Here is a 15,458-nt window from a genome sequence, read left to right on the forward strand (position 1 = left end):
TCTATGCAAGGGGTTGGGCATGATGATAATTAAGCCGTCAGCCAGTATTCGGCAAAACTATAATGAAATCGCTGATTTATGTAAAACTTCCGGGGAGCCGGTTTACTTGACCAAGAACGGTGAAGGAGATCTTGTCGTGATGGACCTGGAAGCATTCTCCCGCCGTGAGAAGATGCTGAAGCTGCGTGAAGAATTGCTGGCTGTTCAAGAGGATCGCATAGCGGGACGCGCTGGCGTAACGCTGGACGAATTGGATACGTATTTGGATAGCATTATTGATGAGGCTGAGCATGGAAAAAGCACCTCATTATAAGGTAGTCGTTTCCGATCGAGCCCGTCAAATGCTGGCGAGTCATATACGCTTTCTTGCCGAGAAGAGCCCTGAAGCTGCACGCAACACGAAAAACGAATTGCTTCAGACGATGCGCTCATTGACACGGATGCCGGAACGCTATCCTTTTCTGGATGCAGAGTTTATACCTCCAAACAAGTACCACAAGATGTTTGTGGAGAAGTGGTATCTGGTGTTGTATCAGATACAGGATGAGATGGTGTATGTGGATCACATTGTAGATTGCAGACAAGATTATCGCTGGTTGGTACGATAGCAACTCTATAAATCGGAAGTGGGCGTTGAACGAATTGGCGTCTTCAGTAACAAATAGAAAGGGAGGGGACAGTATTTGTTCCCCTTCCTTTGGTATTTACTAGCCTGACGAATCGCTTCAAAAGACCACTACGGAGTCATACTCTTCCAAAGCGCCTGGAACGCACCGGACTCGACCTCGAAAAATACCGGGTCATTGCCATAGCGCACCAGCCCTTTACCGAACAGCGTCAGTTCTACTCGCGTATGGTCCTCAAGCTTCAGGTAGATGACCTTGCGGTTTTCGTCATCGTAAATGCCTTGATCGATCAGCGGGTCAGCCGCCAACGGTTTGGCATCCTGAAGGGATGCCAAGAAACCAGCGAGCGACTCGTCGTTGGCCAGCGGTTCATATTGCTGCTGACCGTTGTTCCAGCTTTCGAAGCTTTCCCACTCGGCCGAGGCGATTCGGCCTTCCAGATGCAGCTTACCGAGCAGGTCGGCTCCGCTGCTTACGGTAATGCCGTTGGTATGCTCGAACAGCTCGGCATAGACTTGGCCGTCGATCTCGGTGTAGGACATGATGCGGAAATCCGAATCATATCCCTTTACGGCATAGATGTCCGTTTCGCCGATGTTGGAGGCAAGCTCGGTGTACTTGTCATTTCCACTCAGTTCATCAATGCCTCCTGTTGTCCGTCCGAGCTTGTCGCCGCGCAGTGCAGTAGCATCGGCTGCGTCGATGCGGGTTGCCGCCTGGGTATAGATATTGCCTTGATAGACGACCAGGGGGACCATACTCGTTTTGACACCGGAGTTCTTATCCGGCAGCTCCAGCTTGGGAATGACGACACTGTCGGGTGAGCTTGCGGCAGGTGTGTTCGGGGTCACCTTGGCTACCTCGGTGCCCGGTGATGTCGGAGTGCCCCCTTGCTTCCAGAAGCTGGACGCAGCCACACCGATACCGGCAGCGAGTACGATACTGGCAGCGATATAGACCGTCCTGCGTGGACGCTTCCGTTCTTGCTGCACCTTGTGCAATTTGTCTTCCATTCGTTGTTTCATCGCTTCATTTGTTGTCATCGTCGTATCCACCGCTTTCTTATATTTTATCCGGAATTGCTCTTCATTCATTGCGGTTCTGCTCCTTTCAGATTCAGTTTTAGCAGCTGTCGTCCCCGTTGGAGTCTCATCTTCACCGCAGACTCGCTGATGCGCAAGATTTTGCTGATCTCCTGGATGCGGTAGTCTTCGTAATAATACAGATGAATAACCGTCTTATACTTGACAGGCAGTGCCATTACAAGCTGAAGCAGCTCCCAATCCTCAGAAGCGTCAACCGTAACCGGCTCAGCCCCCTCCAGCTTGATCTCCCGCTTGCGCCAGCCCCTGCCCAGCATAGTTTTGCAATGATTGGTGATCACCCGGATCAACCAGGCTTTTTGATGCTCGGCATCCTTGAACTCAGGTGCTTTTTCCATTAGTTTGATGAAGGTATCTTGAATGGCTTCTTCCGCATCCTCGCGGCTGCCCAGATGAACCATGGCAATCCGGAACAGCATGCTGGCGTAAGTTTCATAGCTCTTCATCACATGATTTCCCGGCCGGGTCATGGATCGCTGCATGGTTGTTTCTGCCTCCTTTACCGATAACACAGTTATGGACGGCAATCGGTCACATTTTGTTTTAGAGCATTGGTAATTTCCTGTAAAATGGTTATGATAGTAATTACGAGTAAGCTGCAGATACCTTTAATGTAGAGGAAGTGGAAGCCTGATGGCCTGGATTAGCGCTATACTTGTCGCCATTGTTGCCATTGAACATATTTATATCCTGATCTTGGAGATGTTCTTGTGGACGAGATCGAGAGGCAGGAGGGTGTTTGGAACAACACGGCAGTTTGCGGAAGAGACGAAAGCCTTGGCTGCGAATCAGGGGCTGTACAACGGTTTTTTAGCGGCAGGCCTGGTATGGGGGCTTGTACATCCTAATGGCGGGTTTGGTCTGCAAATTCAGATTTTCTTTCTTGTTTGTGTTCTTGTGGCTGCGATTTACGGCAGTCTGACGGCGAAGAAGTCCATCCTGATTACACAAGGTCTCCCGGCATGTATAGCGTTTATATTTGTGCTTATTAACGTATCGTAATGACAGTGTTTTTACTTGGAAAATGAAGAGGGAGAAGTTCATTCTTGGAGATGGGGTAACGGACAAAGGAGTCTTTGCATGACAAAGGTACTTGTAGTGGATGATGAAGCGAGCATTTCCGGCGCGGTGGCTTATGCGCTGAGGCGAGAGGGTTATATTGTAGAGACGGCGGCGGACGGGCAGGAAGCGCTGGACCGTGTTGATACGTTCAAGCCGGAGGTCATGGTGCTTGATGTGATGATGCCGCGTATGAGCGGTTACGACGTGTGCCGCAAGCTGGAAGGGCGGCCGCAGAGGCCGGCGATTTTGCTGTTGACGGTCAAGAACGATATCGTTGACAAGGTGCTGGGCCTGGAGCTGGGAGCGGACGATTACATGACGAAGCCGTTTGACATGCGGGAAATCATCGCCCGGGTCAAAGCCTTGTCCCGCCGCAGACCCCACACGTCCGTAGAGGCGCAGGAGCTGATTCAGCTTGCCGGTTTGTCGATCAATCTGCCGAACCGTACGGTTCACGCGGAGGGCTCCGTGATTGATTTGACGCCCAAGGAGTTTGATTTGCTGGCACTGTTCGCGCGGAACCCGGAACGGGTCTTCTCGCGGGAGTCACTGCTTGAGCAGGTGTGGGACATGGACTTTGTCGGCGGGACACGAACGGTGGATATCCATGTACAGCGGCTGCGCAAGAAGCTGGGCAAATGGCAAAACGTGATTCAAACCGTGTACGGCATCGGCTATAAAAGCACGGAGTCGCAGTCATGAGACGGCGGACCTGGCGGTTTGGCCTCAAGTGGAAGGCCGCCGTGTTGCTGGCACTACTGCTGGCGGCCGTGATCGCAGTGCTCAGCTTCCTCGTGCTTGCCGGCATCCGGGACGATCAACGCGACCGGCTGGAGCAAACGCTGGCGCGGGAGGCAGAGGCTGCCAATTTAAGGATTCGCCAGGAGGCGATGACGAGCGGTTCGCTTTCCCCGGACGATTTCATGGAGCGAAGCGGCCAGCGGCTCGCCGTCGATCTTGGTGCGCAAAGTGGTCTGCCCGTCACACTGTATAAGCCGGACGGCACGCTTGCGGGCACCTCGCTGCCGTTTCAGCCGAAGGCGGGCGTGAAGGATGCGCTCACCCATACGGCACAAGGGCAATCGGCCTATATTACGGAAGGGGACCGGCTGCTGTATTTGGCGCCACTTTACAATGCCGATGATCAGCAGGTGGGCACGATTCAGCTTCACGTTTCGCTTGCTGAGCAGCATGCTTTTTACGCACGGATACAGCGCTTGTTTTGGGTTGCCGGCGTGTTGGTGCTGGCGGCGGGTTTCCTGCTCGGCTTCCTCTATGTATGGCGGCAGGCCCATGTTATCGGCAGGCTGAACCAGGCTGCCCAGCGCATCGGGGAAGGGGAGTATCTCTCCGAACCTATTGTGCGCCGGGCTGATGAGCTGGGCGAGCTGGCGCAGGGCATTTATGAGATGAGCGGGAGAATCTCCTCGTCTCTTACCCAGTTGACGGAAGAAAAAAGCAAGCTGCTGGAGGCTGTTGCCCGCCTGCAGGAGCTGGAGCAGCAGCAGAAGCAGTTTATCGGCAATATCAGCCATGAGCTCAAAACGCCACTAACCTCTATTCTCGCTTATGCCGACTTGCTGGACATGTACCGGGATGACCCCGTGCTCCTGGATGAGGCGGGCAAGCAAATCGGCAAGGAGGCGGAGCGGCTGTACGGGCTCGTGGAGAAGGCGCTGAAGCTCTCCTCCATGGACGTATATGAGTTCGAGACGCATGCGACATCCGTCAGCCTGCTGCCGCTGCTTCAGGAGGCGGCGGCTCGCCTGCAGGCGAAGGCGGAGAGGTATGGGATCGAGCTCGTCACGATGCTGGAGGGAGGCTCCGTATGGGCCGATCCGGAAAATCTTATGCATATGGTGCTGAATCTGCTGGATAATGCGATTAAATATAACAAGCCGGGCGGGAAGGTGCTGTTATCCAACGAGGCGGTGCGGGATCGGGATGGACAAGGCTGGATGAACATCACAGTCCGGGATACCGGCATCGGTATTCCGGAGGAGGCGAGGGCTAAAATCTTCGATCCTTTTTATACCGTCAGCGGCGACCGCTCCAGAGCCCACGGCGGGACTGGACTCGGCTTGTCGCTTGTGAAGGGCCTGGCGGAGAAGCAGGGCGGAACGGTTGAGCTTACTGCTTCGGGGCCGGAAGGCTCGGTGTTTGTCATTACACTGCCCCTGCAGCGGCCGGAACTCCCAGAGACTATTTTCTCTGGTAATGGTCCAGACTTGGAATAAGGTCTGATTGAATTTACAAGTTTCCGGGTTCCCGTAATGGTTCTGAATGGACTCCGGAGCAAGGCCCCACTTTGTGGGGTTATTTGCATAGGAGGCGTTGATGTTACAAGAACGTTACAAGTCGGATATGTTTTCGGGATATTCCTTTTCTATACTAAGGTCAACAGGGGATGCTGAAGCGAACGATGCCAAGAAGTCGGCCGCCTGAGACTGCGCTCCTGTGACAGCGTTGGAGGTGCCTGATGAAACAAAATGCTGGAATGTACGGTATCAAGCTCTTAACAGTTGCAATATTGTCATTGGTCGTGACGGCCTGCCAATCGTCCGGCGACCGGCTTACAGTGGTTAACCCGGATGTCAGCCGAACCGGGCAGCAGACAGATCAGAGCCCGGAGCCTGCTCCGGGTGGTGAACGGAAGCTGACCGTCGTTAAGCAGCCGGCCCAGCAGGCTGGCCGGGAACTTGCGATTGCCCGCACGCACCGGATTGAGGCTGCGAGTATTCAGTCCTGGCTATCGGAGGACGAGGTTAGCATCGAGACGACCAAGCTGGTGAAAGCCGGAACCGCGACGGAGGAGCCCGAGTACGAGTACACGTCTTCCATAGTGAATGTCAACACTGGTCAAAACAGAGCAAACACCAGAGAGGGAGGACAGCAGGTGGACGGATATATGCTCGTCAAAGAGACCATCTCGCCAGATGGCGGCTACAGCTTCATACAGAAATGGAAGGACAAATATATCGCGGACAATTTCGTAAAAAACCGCCATACCGGCCAAACGATTCAGATCAAGGGCGATAACTATTTGGAGCGGGGCGGCTGGCTGAATGCGGACACATATATTCTGGCCGCAGGCTCCAAGAGCGGGCGTGGAGAAATTCGCCAAATCTCGGCTGCGGACGGGAAGGCGACGGCTGTAACGCTGGATGACCCTGATGCGGAGATGTTCGGGCAGTTTGGCGCCAGCCACGGGCGGATTTATTATACTGACGATCAACATGTATTGAAGGTGTTCGAACCCGGGCAAGCGAAGCCGGTTAGCCTGATTCAGGATGTCTGGAGCTTCGAAATTTCGCCTGACAGCCAATATATCGCGGTGTCCACGGTCACGCAATCCGGTGATTTTAAAGGAAGCAAGCTGCTGATTTACGATGCCGCCGGGAGCCTTCAAGGCTCGCTGATCGGCAAGGGTGACCTGATTTCCTATATCTCGTGGTCCCCGGATTCCGCGAAGCTGGCGTTTGACGTCTATACCGAGGATAAAACGGGCATGAACGGGGTGTATATTTTCGACACCCGCTCGGGCCGGGTAATACCGCTCGCGCAGTATTACGCCGCCGCCGATCCGATGCCTCATCCCGTGTACCCGTTCAACTGGAGTCCATCCGGCAACCGGCTGGGGTTCACGCTGGATGACCCGAAATCGCTGCTCGTCACGCACGTTATAGATTTTAAATAAACGCATTCCCATTCCATTGAACAGAGAGGAACGAATCCCATGAACAATATGAAAAAATCGATCATCACCATCGCCGTAGCCGGCATGACCTTAACAGGCGCAGCCGGAGTGTATGCAGGCACACAATTGCAGAAAATCACCGCTTATCTCAATCACCAGATCGGCATTCAGGTAAACGGGGAAGCTTATTCCCTGGCGGACCAGGAAGGCAATCCATTAACACCGATCACCTATAACGGTACGACATATTTGCCGGTGCGGGCGGTTGGCGATGTGCTGAATGTGCCGGTCAGCTATGATGCCAAGGAGCAGCAGGTGCAGATCGGCGGCGGAAAAGGCGGGGATAACGGCGCTAACACGGGCTTGGTTGCGGTGAATTTTACCCAGACTCAGTTGAAGGAAATCACCAAGGCCTATGCGAAATTTGAATCCTTTGAAACCGCTTATGCTCCGGCACAAATGGTCAAAGGAGATGCCTTCAATAAGGTTGGCGCCTCGGAGGATGGAGTAAATCTGCTCTTTAAGCACATGACGGTAAACGTATCGCCACGGGACTCTGCCTATCTGTACGATGGCAAGACGGTCAAGCTGTCGAACGGGGTTAAAGCCAAATGGTATACGCCGGATAAAACGCCGATGTTAAGCTTCGCGCTGGATGATCGTTTTGTTACCCTAAGCTCGCCGGACCATACATTGAACCAGACACAGCTCGAACAAGTGGCCGTAACCGTGGCCAAGCTGAAATAATACACAGGTCAAAAAGAACGGGAGCGCGCTCGAGCGTAATCGGAATTTGAAAAAGAGGAATGGACGATTTGAAAAAGCCTGCTGGAGCATGCACATGCTCAGGTAGGCTTTTTGGTTATGATGAGGTCTGGATATGTTTTCAGTCTACCCACATGGTTTAAGGAAAGAACCTGGAAGCAATATTGCTTAGAGTATTGGGAAGTGTACATGCCCGGTTTACGCGGACGGAATATAAGCATTCTCCACTTCGACCTTTCGTTCATTCCCAATCATTTTGTATCTGACATCGATGACAGCACCATTTTGGTATTGGGGAATGTCAACGACGGAAATAAAGGTTTCCACCGTGGTCCGAAAGGTTTGGCCGTCCTCTTGGGTGACCGTTAAATCGAGTTGGATGCCCGGCCGTCCATCCATGGTGGATGAGGTTTGTTGAACGGAATGAATGAGCGCCTTTGCCTGGGTTCCGTCGGCCAAGATCTCTTGGCGGCTCTGCTGGGCTTTCAGATTGGTACGAAGTGATTTCAAGACGACAATCAGCGTAATTGAACCGGTAATCAGCCCGAAAATGATGAGCAGGATAATGAATGTTGTGCTGTTCATGTCAACCTCCCGAAATAAATAGGTGTGAAAACAGTCTTTCTTCCATTTTCTCGGATGGCCCTAAGTAAAACAAGGTACTAAACGCTCAAACTGCCCCACCAAACCTTTTTCATTCCAATCGTAGGTGATCAGTGCTTTCCACAAAGCCCAACCGCGGGCCCGTTAGATTAGCCATATACTTGATAAAACGGGGATAAAAAGGCGACCTGTCCAGCAAAGGCCATATATTTACTTTGGCAGCAGAACCTGTAGAATATTTTCCTAACATGTTTAGATACAAGAGGGGGATTCAAGTGAATGTTCAAGTCTATACATTAAACGCTTTTGCCAAAGGGCAGCTTGGAGGCAATCCGGCCGGGGTTGTCCTGAACGCCGATTCGATGTCTGCAGAAGAAATGCAGCAGGTAGCACGTATCGTGGGCTTTTCGGAGACGGCTTTTGTGGAAAGGTCGCAGCATGCTGATTTTAAGGTCCGTTATTTTGTTCCTACCGATGAAGTTGATTTGTGTGGACATGCTACGATTGCAACCTTTTATCTGCTGATGTCCGGAAAATTGATCCGCAGCGGAAGCAGGTCAGCTCATTATTGAACAGGGCTATACGATGAATTCCCCTTCAGAAATTCGGGCAAATCTGTCGGTGAACGAAGCAGGGAACATAATGAAGATAGAAGTCGGAGGTACGGCTGCTAACATACAGATTCAAGAAGTAAAGATATAAGGGATGGACTGTATTATTGACTGTATAAGAAGTCGCGAGCTGGAGAAAAAATAAGCAGCCGTTCCCCGGTGAAAAGCCAGGAAATGGCTGCTGTTTAAAAGTGTCTATTCGGCTGTATTATGCCCCCACCGTATATCCCTTGCCTTCTTTACGCTTCTTCGCATATTCGGCGGTTGCAGTAAACAGGACGTCGGAGGAAGAGTTCAGGGCCGTTTCAAACGAGTCTTGCAGAACTCCGATGATGAATCCTACACCAACCACCTGGATCGCAATCTCGTTCGGGATGCCGAACAGGCTGCATGCCAGCGGAATGAGCAAAAGTGAGCCGCCAGCCACACCTGAAGCGCCCGCCGCAGATACGGCGGATACTACAGAAAGAATGAGCGCCGTGCCAAAATCTACTTCAATACCCAGCGTATGCACCGTTGCGAGTGTCAAGACAGAAATCGTCACCGCCGCGCCCGCCATATTGATCGTAGCCCCCAATGGAATGGATACCGCATACGTGTCCGGGTCCAGCTTCAGCTTTTCGCATAACTTCATGTTGATGGGAATGTTCGCAGCTGAACTGCGTGTGAAGAAGGCGGTAATGCCGCTTTCCTTCAGGCAGCTGAACACGAGCGGATAAGGATTTCTGCGAATATTCAGATAAACAATGAACGGATTGACAACAAGCGCAATAAACAGCATACATCCAATGAGCACGAGCAATAGCTTGCCGTAGTCGAGCAAGGAAGACAGACCGTTGGCTGTAATGGAATCAAAAACAAGTCCCATGATGCCAAGTGGTGCAAAATGGATGACCCACTTGACGATTTGGGATACGGCGTCTGAAAAGTTAACAAGCAAGGTTTTTGTACTGTCAGAGGCATTTCTTAAAACAATGCCAAGCACGATCGCCCAAGCCAGAATACCGATATAATTACCATTCATAAGGGCATTTACCGGATTATCCACCACATTAAACAGCAAAGCCTTAAGCACTTCTACAATTCCATCGGGCGGAGTCAGGTCTTCGGAGCCCTTGACGAGCGATAAGGTTACCGGGAATATAAAGCTTGCAATTACGGCAATAAGTCCCGCCAGAAACGTGCTCAAACCATAAAGGGCAAGAATCGCTTTCATATTTGTGTGCTGGCCTTTTTTGTGATGAGAGATGGCGGACATGACGATGAGCAGAACCAGCAGGGGCGCAACCGCCTTTAAGGCGGATACAAACAGAGAACCGAAAATGCTGATGCCTGTTGCCATGGGCACGGATAAAGCCAGGATGATACCTACTATAATCCCCACTAGTATTCGTTTGACCAAGCTCACTTGGTTCCACTTGAGCAGCAATGATTTCATGATTTCCCTCCGATACTAAAATATGAAATAGAACTCGCACCAGCCGCCATTTCGTAACAAGGCAAGTTAGTTAGATGTTAGTTTACCATGAAAAATATCGATTGTGTATAATTGCATAAATTCGCGGAATTTCCCCTGTATTAAATTTTGCACGACTCGGCAACCGTTTTTTTGAATTGTAATACAATTGGAAAGGAATGTGATATGAAAGACTTATATGTGAAGGATCAATAAAATAGGTCTATATACCTCTATAACGGAATTTTTTAGTATAAAAGTATTGTTTTCTGTGGTAAAGTAAGTTGTCGGCTGTGATTTCCACATATAGGAATGAACAGAGGATCATAGACTTATCAATGAAAACGGAGTGAAGAGGTTATGAAGTACAGGAAAATGCTGATTTGGTTCATTCTTGCGATTTTCTTGGTGGGCAGTCTGGAGCTTCCCGCAGGAACTGCAAAAGCTGAAGTGGCTACATTAGTCAAAAAAATGAAAGATTATCTAGAATTCCCCGATACACATGAAATGATGGAAGGCGACTATATGATCTATGTCCTTCCGGATGGAGATGGACAGTCGCGTGTCTTTAAGTTCGAGACGAAAAATAGAATTACGCCCGAAAACAAGCTTCGTTTGTATAACAACGGAGCCGAAGTTGATCCAACGGAGTTTAAAGTTGACTATAGCAACTACACCATAACGCTGAATGAAGCGCCCTACTCCGGAGCGGAGCTTTATTTTACGTACTTGATTTTTCCGAATTTTGAGTGGAAAACATCTCTCTCAAACGTAGAACATATCGGAATTTTACTTGGTAAGTGGGACGGTTCAAGTAGGGTTTTCCATTTAACGACTAACTATATTCTGAATTCAAATAAAAATGTCATTTTATATATAGGTAGTTTTACGAAAGTCCCTGCATCCGAATTTACTTTTAATTACAAAACCGGCACGATAGCGATATCGGAAAAATATGATGCTCCGATGTCTGGCTCGGAAATTTACTTTTACCTCCCTGTTAGCTCTATTATCGGTACGCAAACGTCTGCAGGTGAAGCAGAAGAGACTCCAACGCTCATAGAAGAAACAGAAGGTCCTCAAGAACCCGTCGATCAAACAGAGAATACCGGTGAAGGAGAAAATCAAGGGTCTACGGATGAGACAGAGGGGACTCCAGCATCTGACGGTGAAGCAGAGGAACCGGAAACCGCTGATGACAAGGCTGGAGATACGAAAGCACCGATTGATGGAACAGAGGACACGGATACATCTGTTGGCGAACAAGACGATCCCCAGGCATCTTCCGGTGAAACAACGGAGAATACTCTACCTGCTGGAGCTGAATCTCCTGATCATGAGGAAGAAGTAGAATTTAATGTGCCTGCTGGTGAGAAATACCCGGGCCGTATTACGCTCAAGTCGAATTTTACGTTTACCGTCAGTATTAAAGCTTCGGCGTTCCGGCCGACCTACATTTCCTATCTGATCATCAAGAATGCAAAAGGCAATGTAGTGAAACGAATCCGAATAAACAGCTCGTCTACAACCTATTCCATGAAACAGCTTGGACTGCCTTCAGGCGGATATTACTTTTATTTGAAAACGATCAACCAGTCAGGCGGCCTGGCGGCATCTATCCCGCAATTTGTGCCCATTAACAACGAATCCTCACTGATTCAAGTGCTTATTGAAGGGCAGAGACAAGCTTATGTGCAGCCGCCTGTTAAAGTAAAGGGAAGTGTGCTCGTTCCGTTCCGGGCTCTTTTTGAAGCGCTTGGTGCAAAGGTCAAATGGGACGGTGCCACCAAAACGATCACGGCCACCAGAGGCGGAACCACCCTTAAATTAACGATTGGCTCCAAGGTTGCATACGTTAACGGCAAAGCTATTAAATTGAGTGCGGCACCACAATTGATCAATGGAGTAACGATGGTGCCGATCCGATTCATTGGCGAGGCTTTTGGCGGAATGGTGGAGTGGAACAATGCTTATAGCTCGGTGATTATTTTCCAAAATGAACCTTCCATTCCTACAACCGAGGAAAGCGAGCGGGCAGAAGAAACGGATTCGTCCGGTTCCTCGCCTATTTTCGAGAACATATCGCAAAGCATTAACAGCTCCTCCGATATTGTGTTTGTCATTGATGTAACAGGTAGTATGGGAGAGGCGCTGGATTATGTAAAAGAAACGGTGAAAAGCTTTGTTGCTTCCGTGCCATCCGGTTCCAATTTTGCCATCGTTGCTTACCGGGATATTAATCATGTGACTTCTTCCCATAAAGATCTGCAGTTTTTTGAATTCACGGGCGATAAAAATGTGCTGAGGGCCAATTTGGCGGCACTGAAGGATTCCGGCGGCGGGGATACGACAGAATCCGGCTTGGAAGCCATTCATATGGCGGTTGGCAAGCTGTCTGGCAGCAAGAACGTCAAAAGAATTATTTTCATCACAGATGCCCCTGTTCACGACAAAGGCACCTCTCGAGGAAAAAGCAGCTATTCCATTGAGCAGATTACAGATGAGCTGAAAAAGGAAAATGTTGCTCTTGATGCCATCGCTCCAACAAGCGGAACTGCCTACAAACAAATGACCCGGCTTGTTGATGCCGGCAAGGGCAAGCTGTACGATATTGAGGATGCTTCTGTGCTGCAGATCAAAAAGTAAGCTTTGGTAGTGAAGAGTAAAAGGAAGCCCTTTCAAGGCTCCTTTTACTCTTCATTGTTATCCAAATGCTCCACTACCCAAGCATACTCCCGATTCAGGCGATCAAGCAGCTTGGGGTCTTCTTCGGACGCAGTATTTTTCATATAACCTTTGTACTGCCTACATCAATATGGCTTATTTCAAGCTCGAAAGAGAAAGGAATATTTTGCTGGTTCTCATTGAAGAGTATAAGGTTCTCCCTTATAATCAAAACGTGGTCCTAGAATTTGTAACCAATTGGGGGAAAAGACAATGTTAGTAGGTAAAGGCGCAGTACGTGAAATGTCGAACGATATCGACAAAGTTGTAAGAGAGATTGACCAGATTACTCAGTCCAAAATTGACCGTGTGTCCGATAAAATTGATTCTGAGTTGAATTCTTGTGGTCGTGAGTTAACGAATGCTGCGACTACTTTGTCTCAAATCAAGCCTCTTATCGATCGACTGGTTGCGCAAGTTGGACAAAATGCTCCAGATCATGTGCAAGTTCTTGTAACATCTATTGCACAGGAAGTCATGTCCAAAGTGATTGCTGCAAGCGGAAACATTGATGAGGTTCAAAAGAATATTAAGGATGTCGACAAATTAACCAACGAAATCGACAGCTTGACGGATGAAATTGATAAGTTGACCAATAAAATCGACGAAATCACGGACAAATATCAGAAATAATAAGGAGGCCTGTCTTCATGAGTGACTATACACCGCCTGTAGGACAGCCCAATTATATATCCGGATGGGGGAACAATCAGGCTAAAGAAACAGCTTCCAAGATTGATCATATCGCGGATAAAGCCAAATTTGGCATCGAAATGCTGGGATCGGGTCTGATCGGCATCGATGCCATTGAGAAAGAGTTAATTGAGCTCTCGCATGCTCCCAACCCGCCTACTCAAGAACAAATCAGAGCGATTGCTCATCGTCTGGATGCTCACCAGAAGCAGTTTCAACAAGCTCTGGACCGCATCAAAGATATGATGACAGATATCGACAGAGAAACGGATTCGATCCAAAAGCCGCGTACAAGCTGGTAAACAAAAAAAGCCGTGAATCATGCGTTTAATGGTTCCCGGCTTTTTCCGTTGGAATTCATGAGCAGCGCCTACTTTCACTCTTGGTGGACATAGGTGCAATTGCCCACACTTTGACGGGCAATTTACTAGCGGACACGTGAAAAATGTAATAGGACGGTGTTTGGAGGTGTTCGGTGAGTCGAAAAATATTTAACCCGAGACTGCATACGGATTGGGTGCAACCGCATTCGCTTGCGTGGTATGCACAGTTGGGCAGACTTGAAGGAAGTTATTCATATTCCTGGCAATCGACCATAATGGAACCCGACGGAGAAACCATGTTTACCCGGGAAGTGTCGCAGATGGTTCCAGGCAAGAAAGTTCTGGATATAGGCTGCGGTCATGGAGAGTACACGCTGCAATGGAGTGCTGCAGCGCAGCATATAACAGGCCTGGATGTCACAGCAGAGTTCATAAAACAAGCGAATGAAACCATCCATAACAACGTTTCTTTTGTAATAGCCAATACGAAGAGCAGGCTTCCTTTTGCTGACAGAGCATTTGATTGTGCATATAATCGCAGGGGACCGACTTCAGCTTATCTCGATGTCAAGAGAGTCGTTCGAAAGGGCGGAAAAATATTAGGCTTGCATCCTGGTGATAATGTAAATGTTGAGCTGTCCACATGGTTTCCCGGGTTATTTGAGCCGACGTCGGAAGGAACACCAATTCTTAACCAAATTAAGCGGAGGCTAGTGGATGGAGAGCTCGGTCATGCTGAGGTGGAGACGGTCAGGAGTTTTGAATACTTGCATGAACCGGTTGATGTGATAAAAATGGCCTGCTTTGGCCAGAAGCGGTCCGTCTTTGAAGCCGTGATTCAAGAGTCCATGAACGACATCACAACAATTTTTTGGAAGAATGCATCAGATTCAGGTTTACCTGTGGCCTTTGAACGGTATATTGTTCGAGGGGTTATTTAATTTAAGGGGCGAGTGTCGGGAATGGTGTAAAATAAGATAGCTCAACCATACAGGATATACCACGTCGGATCAACAAAGCAGAAGGAGAGCATGTCTTTGCGTTTATTATTCCATCAAACAAGTGATAACCATGAAATCAAGGTTTATGATACGGCTGAATTATATGGTGAAAAGGGCCACTTTCGCGTGTTGGAGTTCTCCAACCAGGCTGTGCAGGGGGCGCTTGATCTGGAGCATCCGGATCGCATTCTGTTTGAATATCCGAGAGCCATTATTCACCTGATAGAGTGCAACAACCCCGGCTTTGAGGACGCATTCCTGATCGGGCATGGCATCGGGACGATTGCAGGGCATTTTGCAGATAAACGCTTCAAGGTAGCCGAGCTGGACAGGCAGGTGGTGGAACTGAGCCGTACCTATTTTGGCAGTGCCGCGGATCAGGTTCTGATTGGCGATGGTCGTGAGCTGCTGAGCCGGGAGGAGCCAAACCGTTTTGATTATGTCATTGTGGATGCCTTTACGGAGAGGGGAACGCCCCAGCATCTGATCTCCCGGGAATTTTTCCGGCTGGCGGCAGAGAAGCTGCAGCCTGCAGGGGCGGTCATTATGAATCTGATTGGCAGAGGTGCCCGTGACAAGCATATTCAGACCATCCATACCACGCTCAGTTCGGTGTTTCCATATACGAAAGCCTTCTCGATGTCAGAGGAGGGAGGTACGATTATCCGGAATGTGATTCTCATGGGCAGTGCCCGGCCTATTCTGTATCTGGAACGCAATATGGCCGGGTTTCGGGAAACGAAGCTTGGCAGGGGGCATATCATTTCAGATTGAACAGGAAAGGGATGGACTAC

17 protein-coding genes are annotated in these 15,458 nt (G+C 49.5%); 13 read left to right on the plus strand and 4 right to left on the minus strand.

Features of this window, described 5'->3' with window-relative positions; all coding sequences use genetic code 11:
- Positions 1 to 19 precede the first annotated feature (19 nt).
- Both ACE41H_RS17900 and ACE41H_RS17905 read left to right on the plus strand, forming a co-directional pair.
- On the plus strand, positions 20 to 313 hold the full coding sequence (locus ACE41H_RS17900) for a type II toxin-antitoxin system Phd/YefM family antitoxin (RefSeq protein WP_375356879.1): 294 nt from the start codon (positions 20 to 22) through the stop codon (positions 311 to 313).
- A complete protein-coding gene (locus tag ACE41H_RS17905) occupies positions 291 to 608 on the plus strand; it encodes a type II toxin-antitoxin system RelE/ParE family toxin (protein WP_375356880.1) in 318 nt (105 codons plus the stop codon). The genes ACE41H_RS17900 and ACE41H_RS17905 overlap by 23 nt, the downstream gene beginning before the upstream one ends.
- 128 nt (positions 609 to 736) lie before the next feature.
- Here the strand turns inward: ACE41H_RS17905 and ACE41H_RS17910 are convergent, their stop codons facing one another.
- Both ACE41H_RS17910 and ACE41H_RS17915 read right to left on the minus strand, forming a co-directional pair.
- Positions 737 to 1,720, minus strand: coding sequence for a hypothetical protein (locus ACE41H_RS17910; protein WP_375356881.1), 984 nt, complete (start codon positions 1,718 to 1,720; stop codon positions 737 to 739).
- Positions 1,717 to 2,211, minus strand: coding sequence for an RNA polymerase sigma factor (locus ACE41H_RS17915; RefSeq protein WP_375356883.1), 495 nt, complete (start codon positions 2,209 to 2,211; stop codon positions 1,717 to 1,719). Before ACE41H_RS17915 ends, ACE41H_RS17910 begins: the two co-directional genes overlap by 4 nt.
- A gap of 151 nt (positions 2,212 to 2,362) precedes the next feature.
- Here ACE41H_RS17915 and ACE41H_RS17920 point away from each other — a divergent pair, with 151 nt between their 5' ends.
- The 5 genes from ACE41H_RS17920 to ACE41H_RS17940 all read left to right on the plus strand — a co-directional run bounded on the left by ACE41H_RS17920 (position 2,363) and on the right by ACE41H_RS17940 (position 7,235).
- The gene (locus ACE41H_RS17920; protein ID WP_375356884.1) at positions 2,363 to 2,731 is read left to right on the plus strand and encodes a DUF1304 domain-containing protein; all 369 of its coding nucleotides are present in this window, start codon (positions 2,363 to 2,365) and stop codon (positions 2,729 to 2,731) included.
- A 78-nt stretch (positions 2,732 to 2,809) separates the two neighbouring features.
- Positions 2,810 to 3,493 carry a response regulator transcription factor gene (locus ACE41H_RS17925; protein ID WP_375356885.1) on the plus strand — a complete coding sequence of 228 codons (684 nt, stop codon included), beginning with the start codon at positions 2,810 to 2,812 and terminating at the stop codon, positions 3,491 to 3,493.
- On the plus strand, positions 3,490 to 5,028 hold the full coding sequence (locus tag ACE41H_RS17930) for a sensor histidine kinase (RefSeq protein WP_375356886.1): 1,539 nt from the start codon (positions 3,490 to 3,492) through the stop codon (positions 5,026 to 5,028). Before ACE41H_RS17925 ends, ACE41H_RS17930 begins: the two co-directional genes overlap by 4 nt.
- A 242-nt stretch (positions 5,029 to 5,270) precedes the next feature.
- Positions 5,271 to 6,488, plus strand: coding sequence for a WD40 repeat domain-containing protein (locus ACE41H_RS17935; RefSeq protein ID WP_375356888.1), 1,218 nt, complete (start codon positions 5,271 to 5,273; stop codon positions 6,486 to 6,488).
- Between the two features lie 39 nt (positions 6,489 to 6,527).
- Positions 6,528 to 7,235 carry a stalk domain-containing protein gene (locus tag ACE41H_RS17940; RefSeq protein WP_375356889.1) on the plus strand — a complete coding sequence of 236 codons (708 nt, stop codon included), beginning with the start codon at positions 6,528 to 6,530 and terminating at the stop codon, positions 7,233 to 7,235.
- A 216-nt stretch (positions 7,236 to 7,451) separates the two neighbouring features.
- Here ACE41H_RS17940 and ACE41H_RS17945 read toward each other — a convergent pair whose 3' ends face one another.
- A complete protein-coding gene (locus ACE41H_RS17945; RefSeq protein WP_375356891.1) occupies positions 7,452 to 7,838 on the minus strand; it encodes a hypothetical protein in 387 nt (128 codons plus the stop codon).
- A 293-nt stretch (positions 7,839 to 8,131) separates the two neighbouring features.
- Here ACE41H_RS17945 and ACE41H_RS17950 point away from each other — a divergent pair, with 293 nt between their 5' ends.
- On the plus strand, positions 8,132 to 8,428 hold the full coding sequence (locus ACE41H_RS17950) for a PhzF family protein (protein ID WP_375356893.1): 297 nt from the start codon (positions 8,132 to 8,134) through the stop codon (positions 8,426 to 8,428).
- A gap of 247 nt (positions 8,429 to 8,675) precedes the next feature.
- Here ACE41H_RS17950 and sstT read toward each other — a convergent pair whose 3' ends face one another.
- Positions 8,676 to 9,905 (minus strand): serine/threonine transporter SstT, encoded by a 1,230-nt coding sequence (sstT, locus tag ACE41H_RS17955; protein WP_375356895.1) that lies wholly within the window; start codon positions 9,903 to 9,905, stop codon positions 8,676 to 8,678.
- A gap of 378 nt (positions 9,906 to 10,283) precedes the next feature.
- Here sstT and ACE41H_RS17960 point away from each other — a divergent pair, with 378 nt between their 5' ends.
- The 5 genes from ACE41H_RS17960 (at position 10,284) to ACE41H_RS17980 (ending at position 15,438) form a co-directional block, all read left to right on the plus strand.
- On the plus strand, positions 10,284 to 12,569 hold the full coding sequence (locus tag ACE41H_RS17960) for a stalk domain-containing protein (RefSeq protein ID WP_375356897.1): 2,286 nt from the start codon (positions 10,284 to 10,286) through the stop codon (positions 12,567 to 12,569).
- A 291-nt stretch (positions 12,570 to 12,860) separates the two neighbouring features.
- The gene (locus ACE41H_RS17965; protein WP_375356898.1) at positions 12,861 to 13,280 is read left to right on the plus strand and encodes a hypothetical protein; all 420 of its coding nucleotides are present in this window, start codon (positions 12,861 to 12,863) and stop codon (positions 13,278 to 13,280) included.
- Between the two features lie 17 nt (positions 13,281 to 13,297).
- Positions 13,298 to 13,642: a hypothetical protein gene (locus tag ACE41H_RS17970; RefSeq protein WP_375356899.1), complete on the plus strand. Its 345-nt coding sequence runs from the start codon at positions 13,298 to 13,300 to the stop codon at positions 13,640 to 13,642.
- Between the two features lie 173 nt (positions 13,643 to 13,815).
- On the plus strand, positions 13,816 to 14,604 hold the full coding sequence (locus ACE41H_RS17975; protein ID WP_375356900.1) for a class I SAM-dependent methyltransferase: 789 nt from the start codon (positions 13,816 to 13,818) through the stop codon (positions 14,602 to 14,604).
- A 90-nt stretch (positions 14,605 to 14,694) separates the two neighbouring features.
- Positions 14,695 to 15,438, plus strand: a complete 744-nt coding sequence (locus ACE41H_RS17980; protein WP_375356901.1) for a spermidine synthase — start codon at positions 14,695 to 14,697, stop codon at positions 15,436 to 15,438.
- The last annotated feature ends 20 nt before the right edge of the window (positions 15,439 to 15,458 follow it).

This window comes from Paenibacillus enshidis, assembly GCF_042136365.1.
Lineage (GTDB): Bacteria > Bacillota > Bacilli > Paenibacillales > Paenibacillaceae > Paenibacillus > Paenibacillus enshidis.

What these genes read in the sequence shown, in the direction of transcription:
- ACE41H_RS17900 (WP_375356879.1), top strand. Translation starts at nt 20, where the DNA reads ATGATGATAATTAAGCCGTCAGCCAGTATTCGGCAAAACTATAATGAA.
- ACE41H_RS17905 (WP_375356880.1), top strand. Translation starts at nt 291, where the DNA reads ATGGAAAAAGCACCTCATTATAAGGTAGTCGTTTCCGATCGAGCCCGT.
- ACE41H_RS17910 (WP_375356881.1), bottom strand. Translation starts at nt 1,720, where the DNA reads ATGAATGAAGAGCAATTCCGGATAAAATATAAGAAAGCGGTGGATACG.
- ACE41H_RS17915 (WP_375356883.1), bottom strand. Translation starts at nt 2,211, where the DNA reads ATGCAGCGATCCATGACCCGGCCGGGAAATCATGTGATGAAGAGCTAT.
- ACE41H_RS17920 (WP_375356884.1), top strand. Translation starts at nt 2,363, where the DNA reads ATGGCCTGGATTAGCGCTATACTTGTCGCCATTGTTGCCATTGAACAT.
- ACE41H_RS17925 (WP_375356885.1), top strand. Translation starts at nt 2,810, where the DNA reads ATGACAAAGGTACTTGTAGTGGATGATGAAGCGAGCATTTCCGGCGCG.
- ACE41H_RS17930 (WP_375356886.1), top strand. Translation starts at nt 3,490, where the DNA reads ATGAGACGGCGGACCTGGCGGTTTGGCCTCAAGTGGAAGGCCGCCGTG.
- ACE41H_RS17935 (WP_375356888.1), top strand. Translation starts at nt 5,271, where the DNA reads ATGAAACAAAATGCTGGAATGTACGGTATCAAGCTCTTAACAGTTGCA.
- ACE41H_RS17940 (WP_375356889.1), top strand. Translation starts at nt 6,528, where the DNA reads ATGAACAATATGAAAAAATCGATCATCACCATCGCCGTAGCCGGCATG.
- ACE41H_RS17945 (WP_375356891.1), bottom strand. Translation starts at nt 7,838, where the DNA reads ATGAACAGCACAACATTCATTATCCTGCTCATCATTTTCGGGCTGATT.
- sstT (WP_375356895.1), bottom strand. Translation starts at nt 9,905, where the DNA reads ATGAAATCATTGCTGCTCAAGTGGAACCAAGTGAGCTTGGTCAAACGA.
- ACE41H_RS17960 (WP_375356897.1), top strand. Translation starts at nt 10,284, where the DNA reads ATGAAGTACAGGAAAATGCTGATTTGGTTCATTCTTGCGATTTTCTTG.
- ACE41H_RS17965 (WP_375356898.1), top strand. Translation starts at nt 12,861, where the DNA reads ATGTTAGTAGGTAAAGGCGCAGTACGTGAAATGTCGAACGATATCGAC.
- ACE41H_RS17970 (WP_375356899.1), top strand. Translation starts at nt 13,298, where the DNA reads ATGAGTGACTATACACCGCCTGTAGGACAGCCCAATTATATATCCGGA.
- ACE41H_RS17980 (WP_375356901.1), top strand. Translation starts at nt 14,695, where the DNA reads ATGTCTTTGCGTTTATTATTCCATCAAACAAGTGATAACCATGAAATC.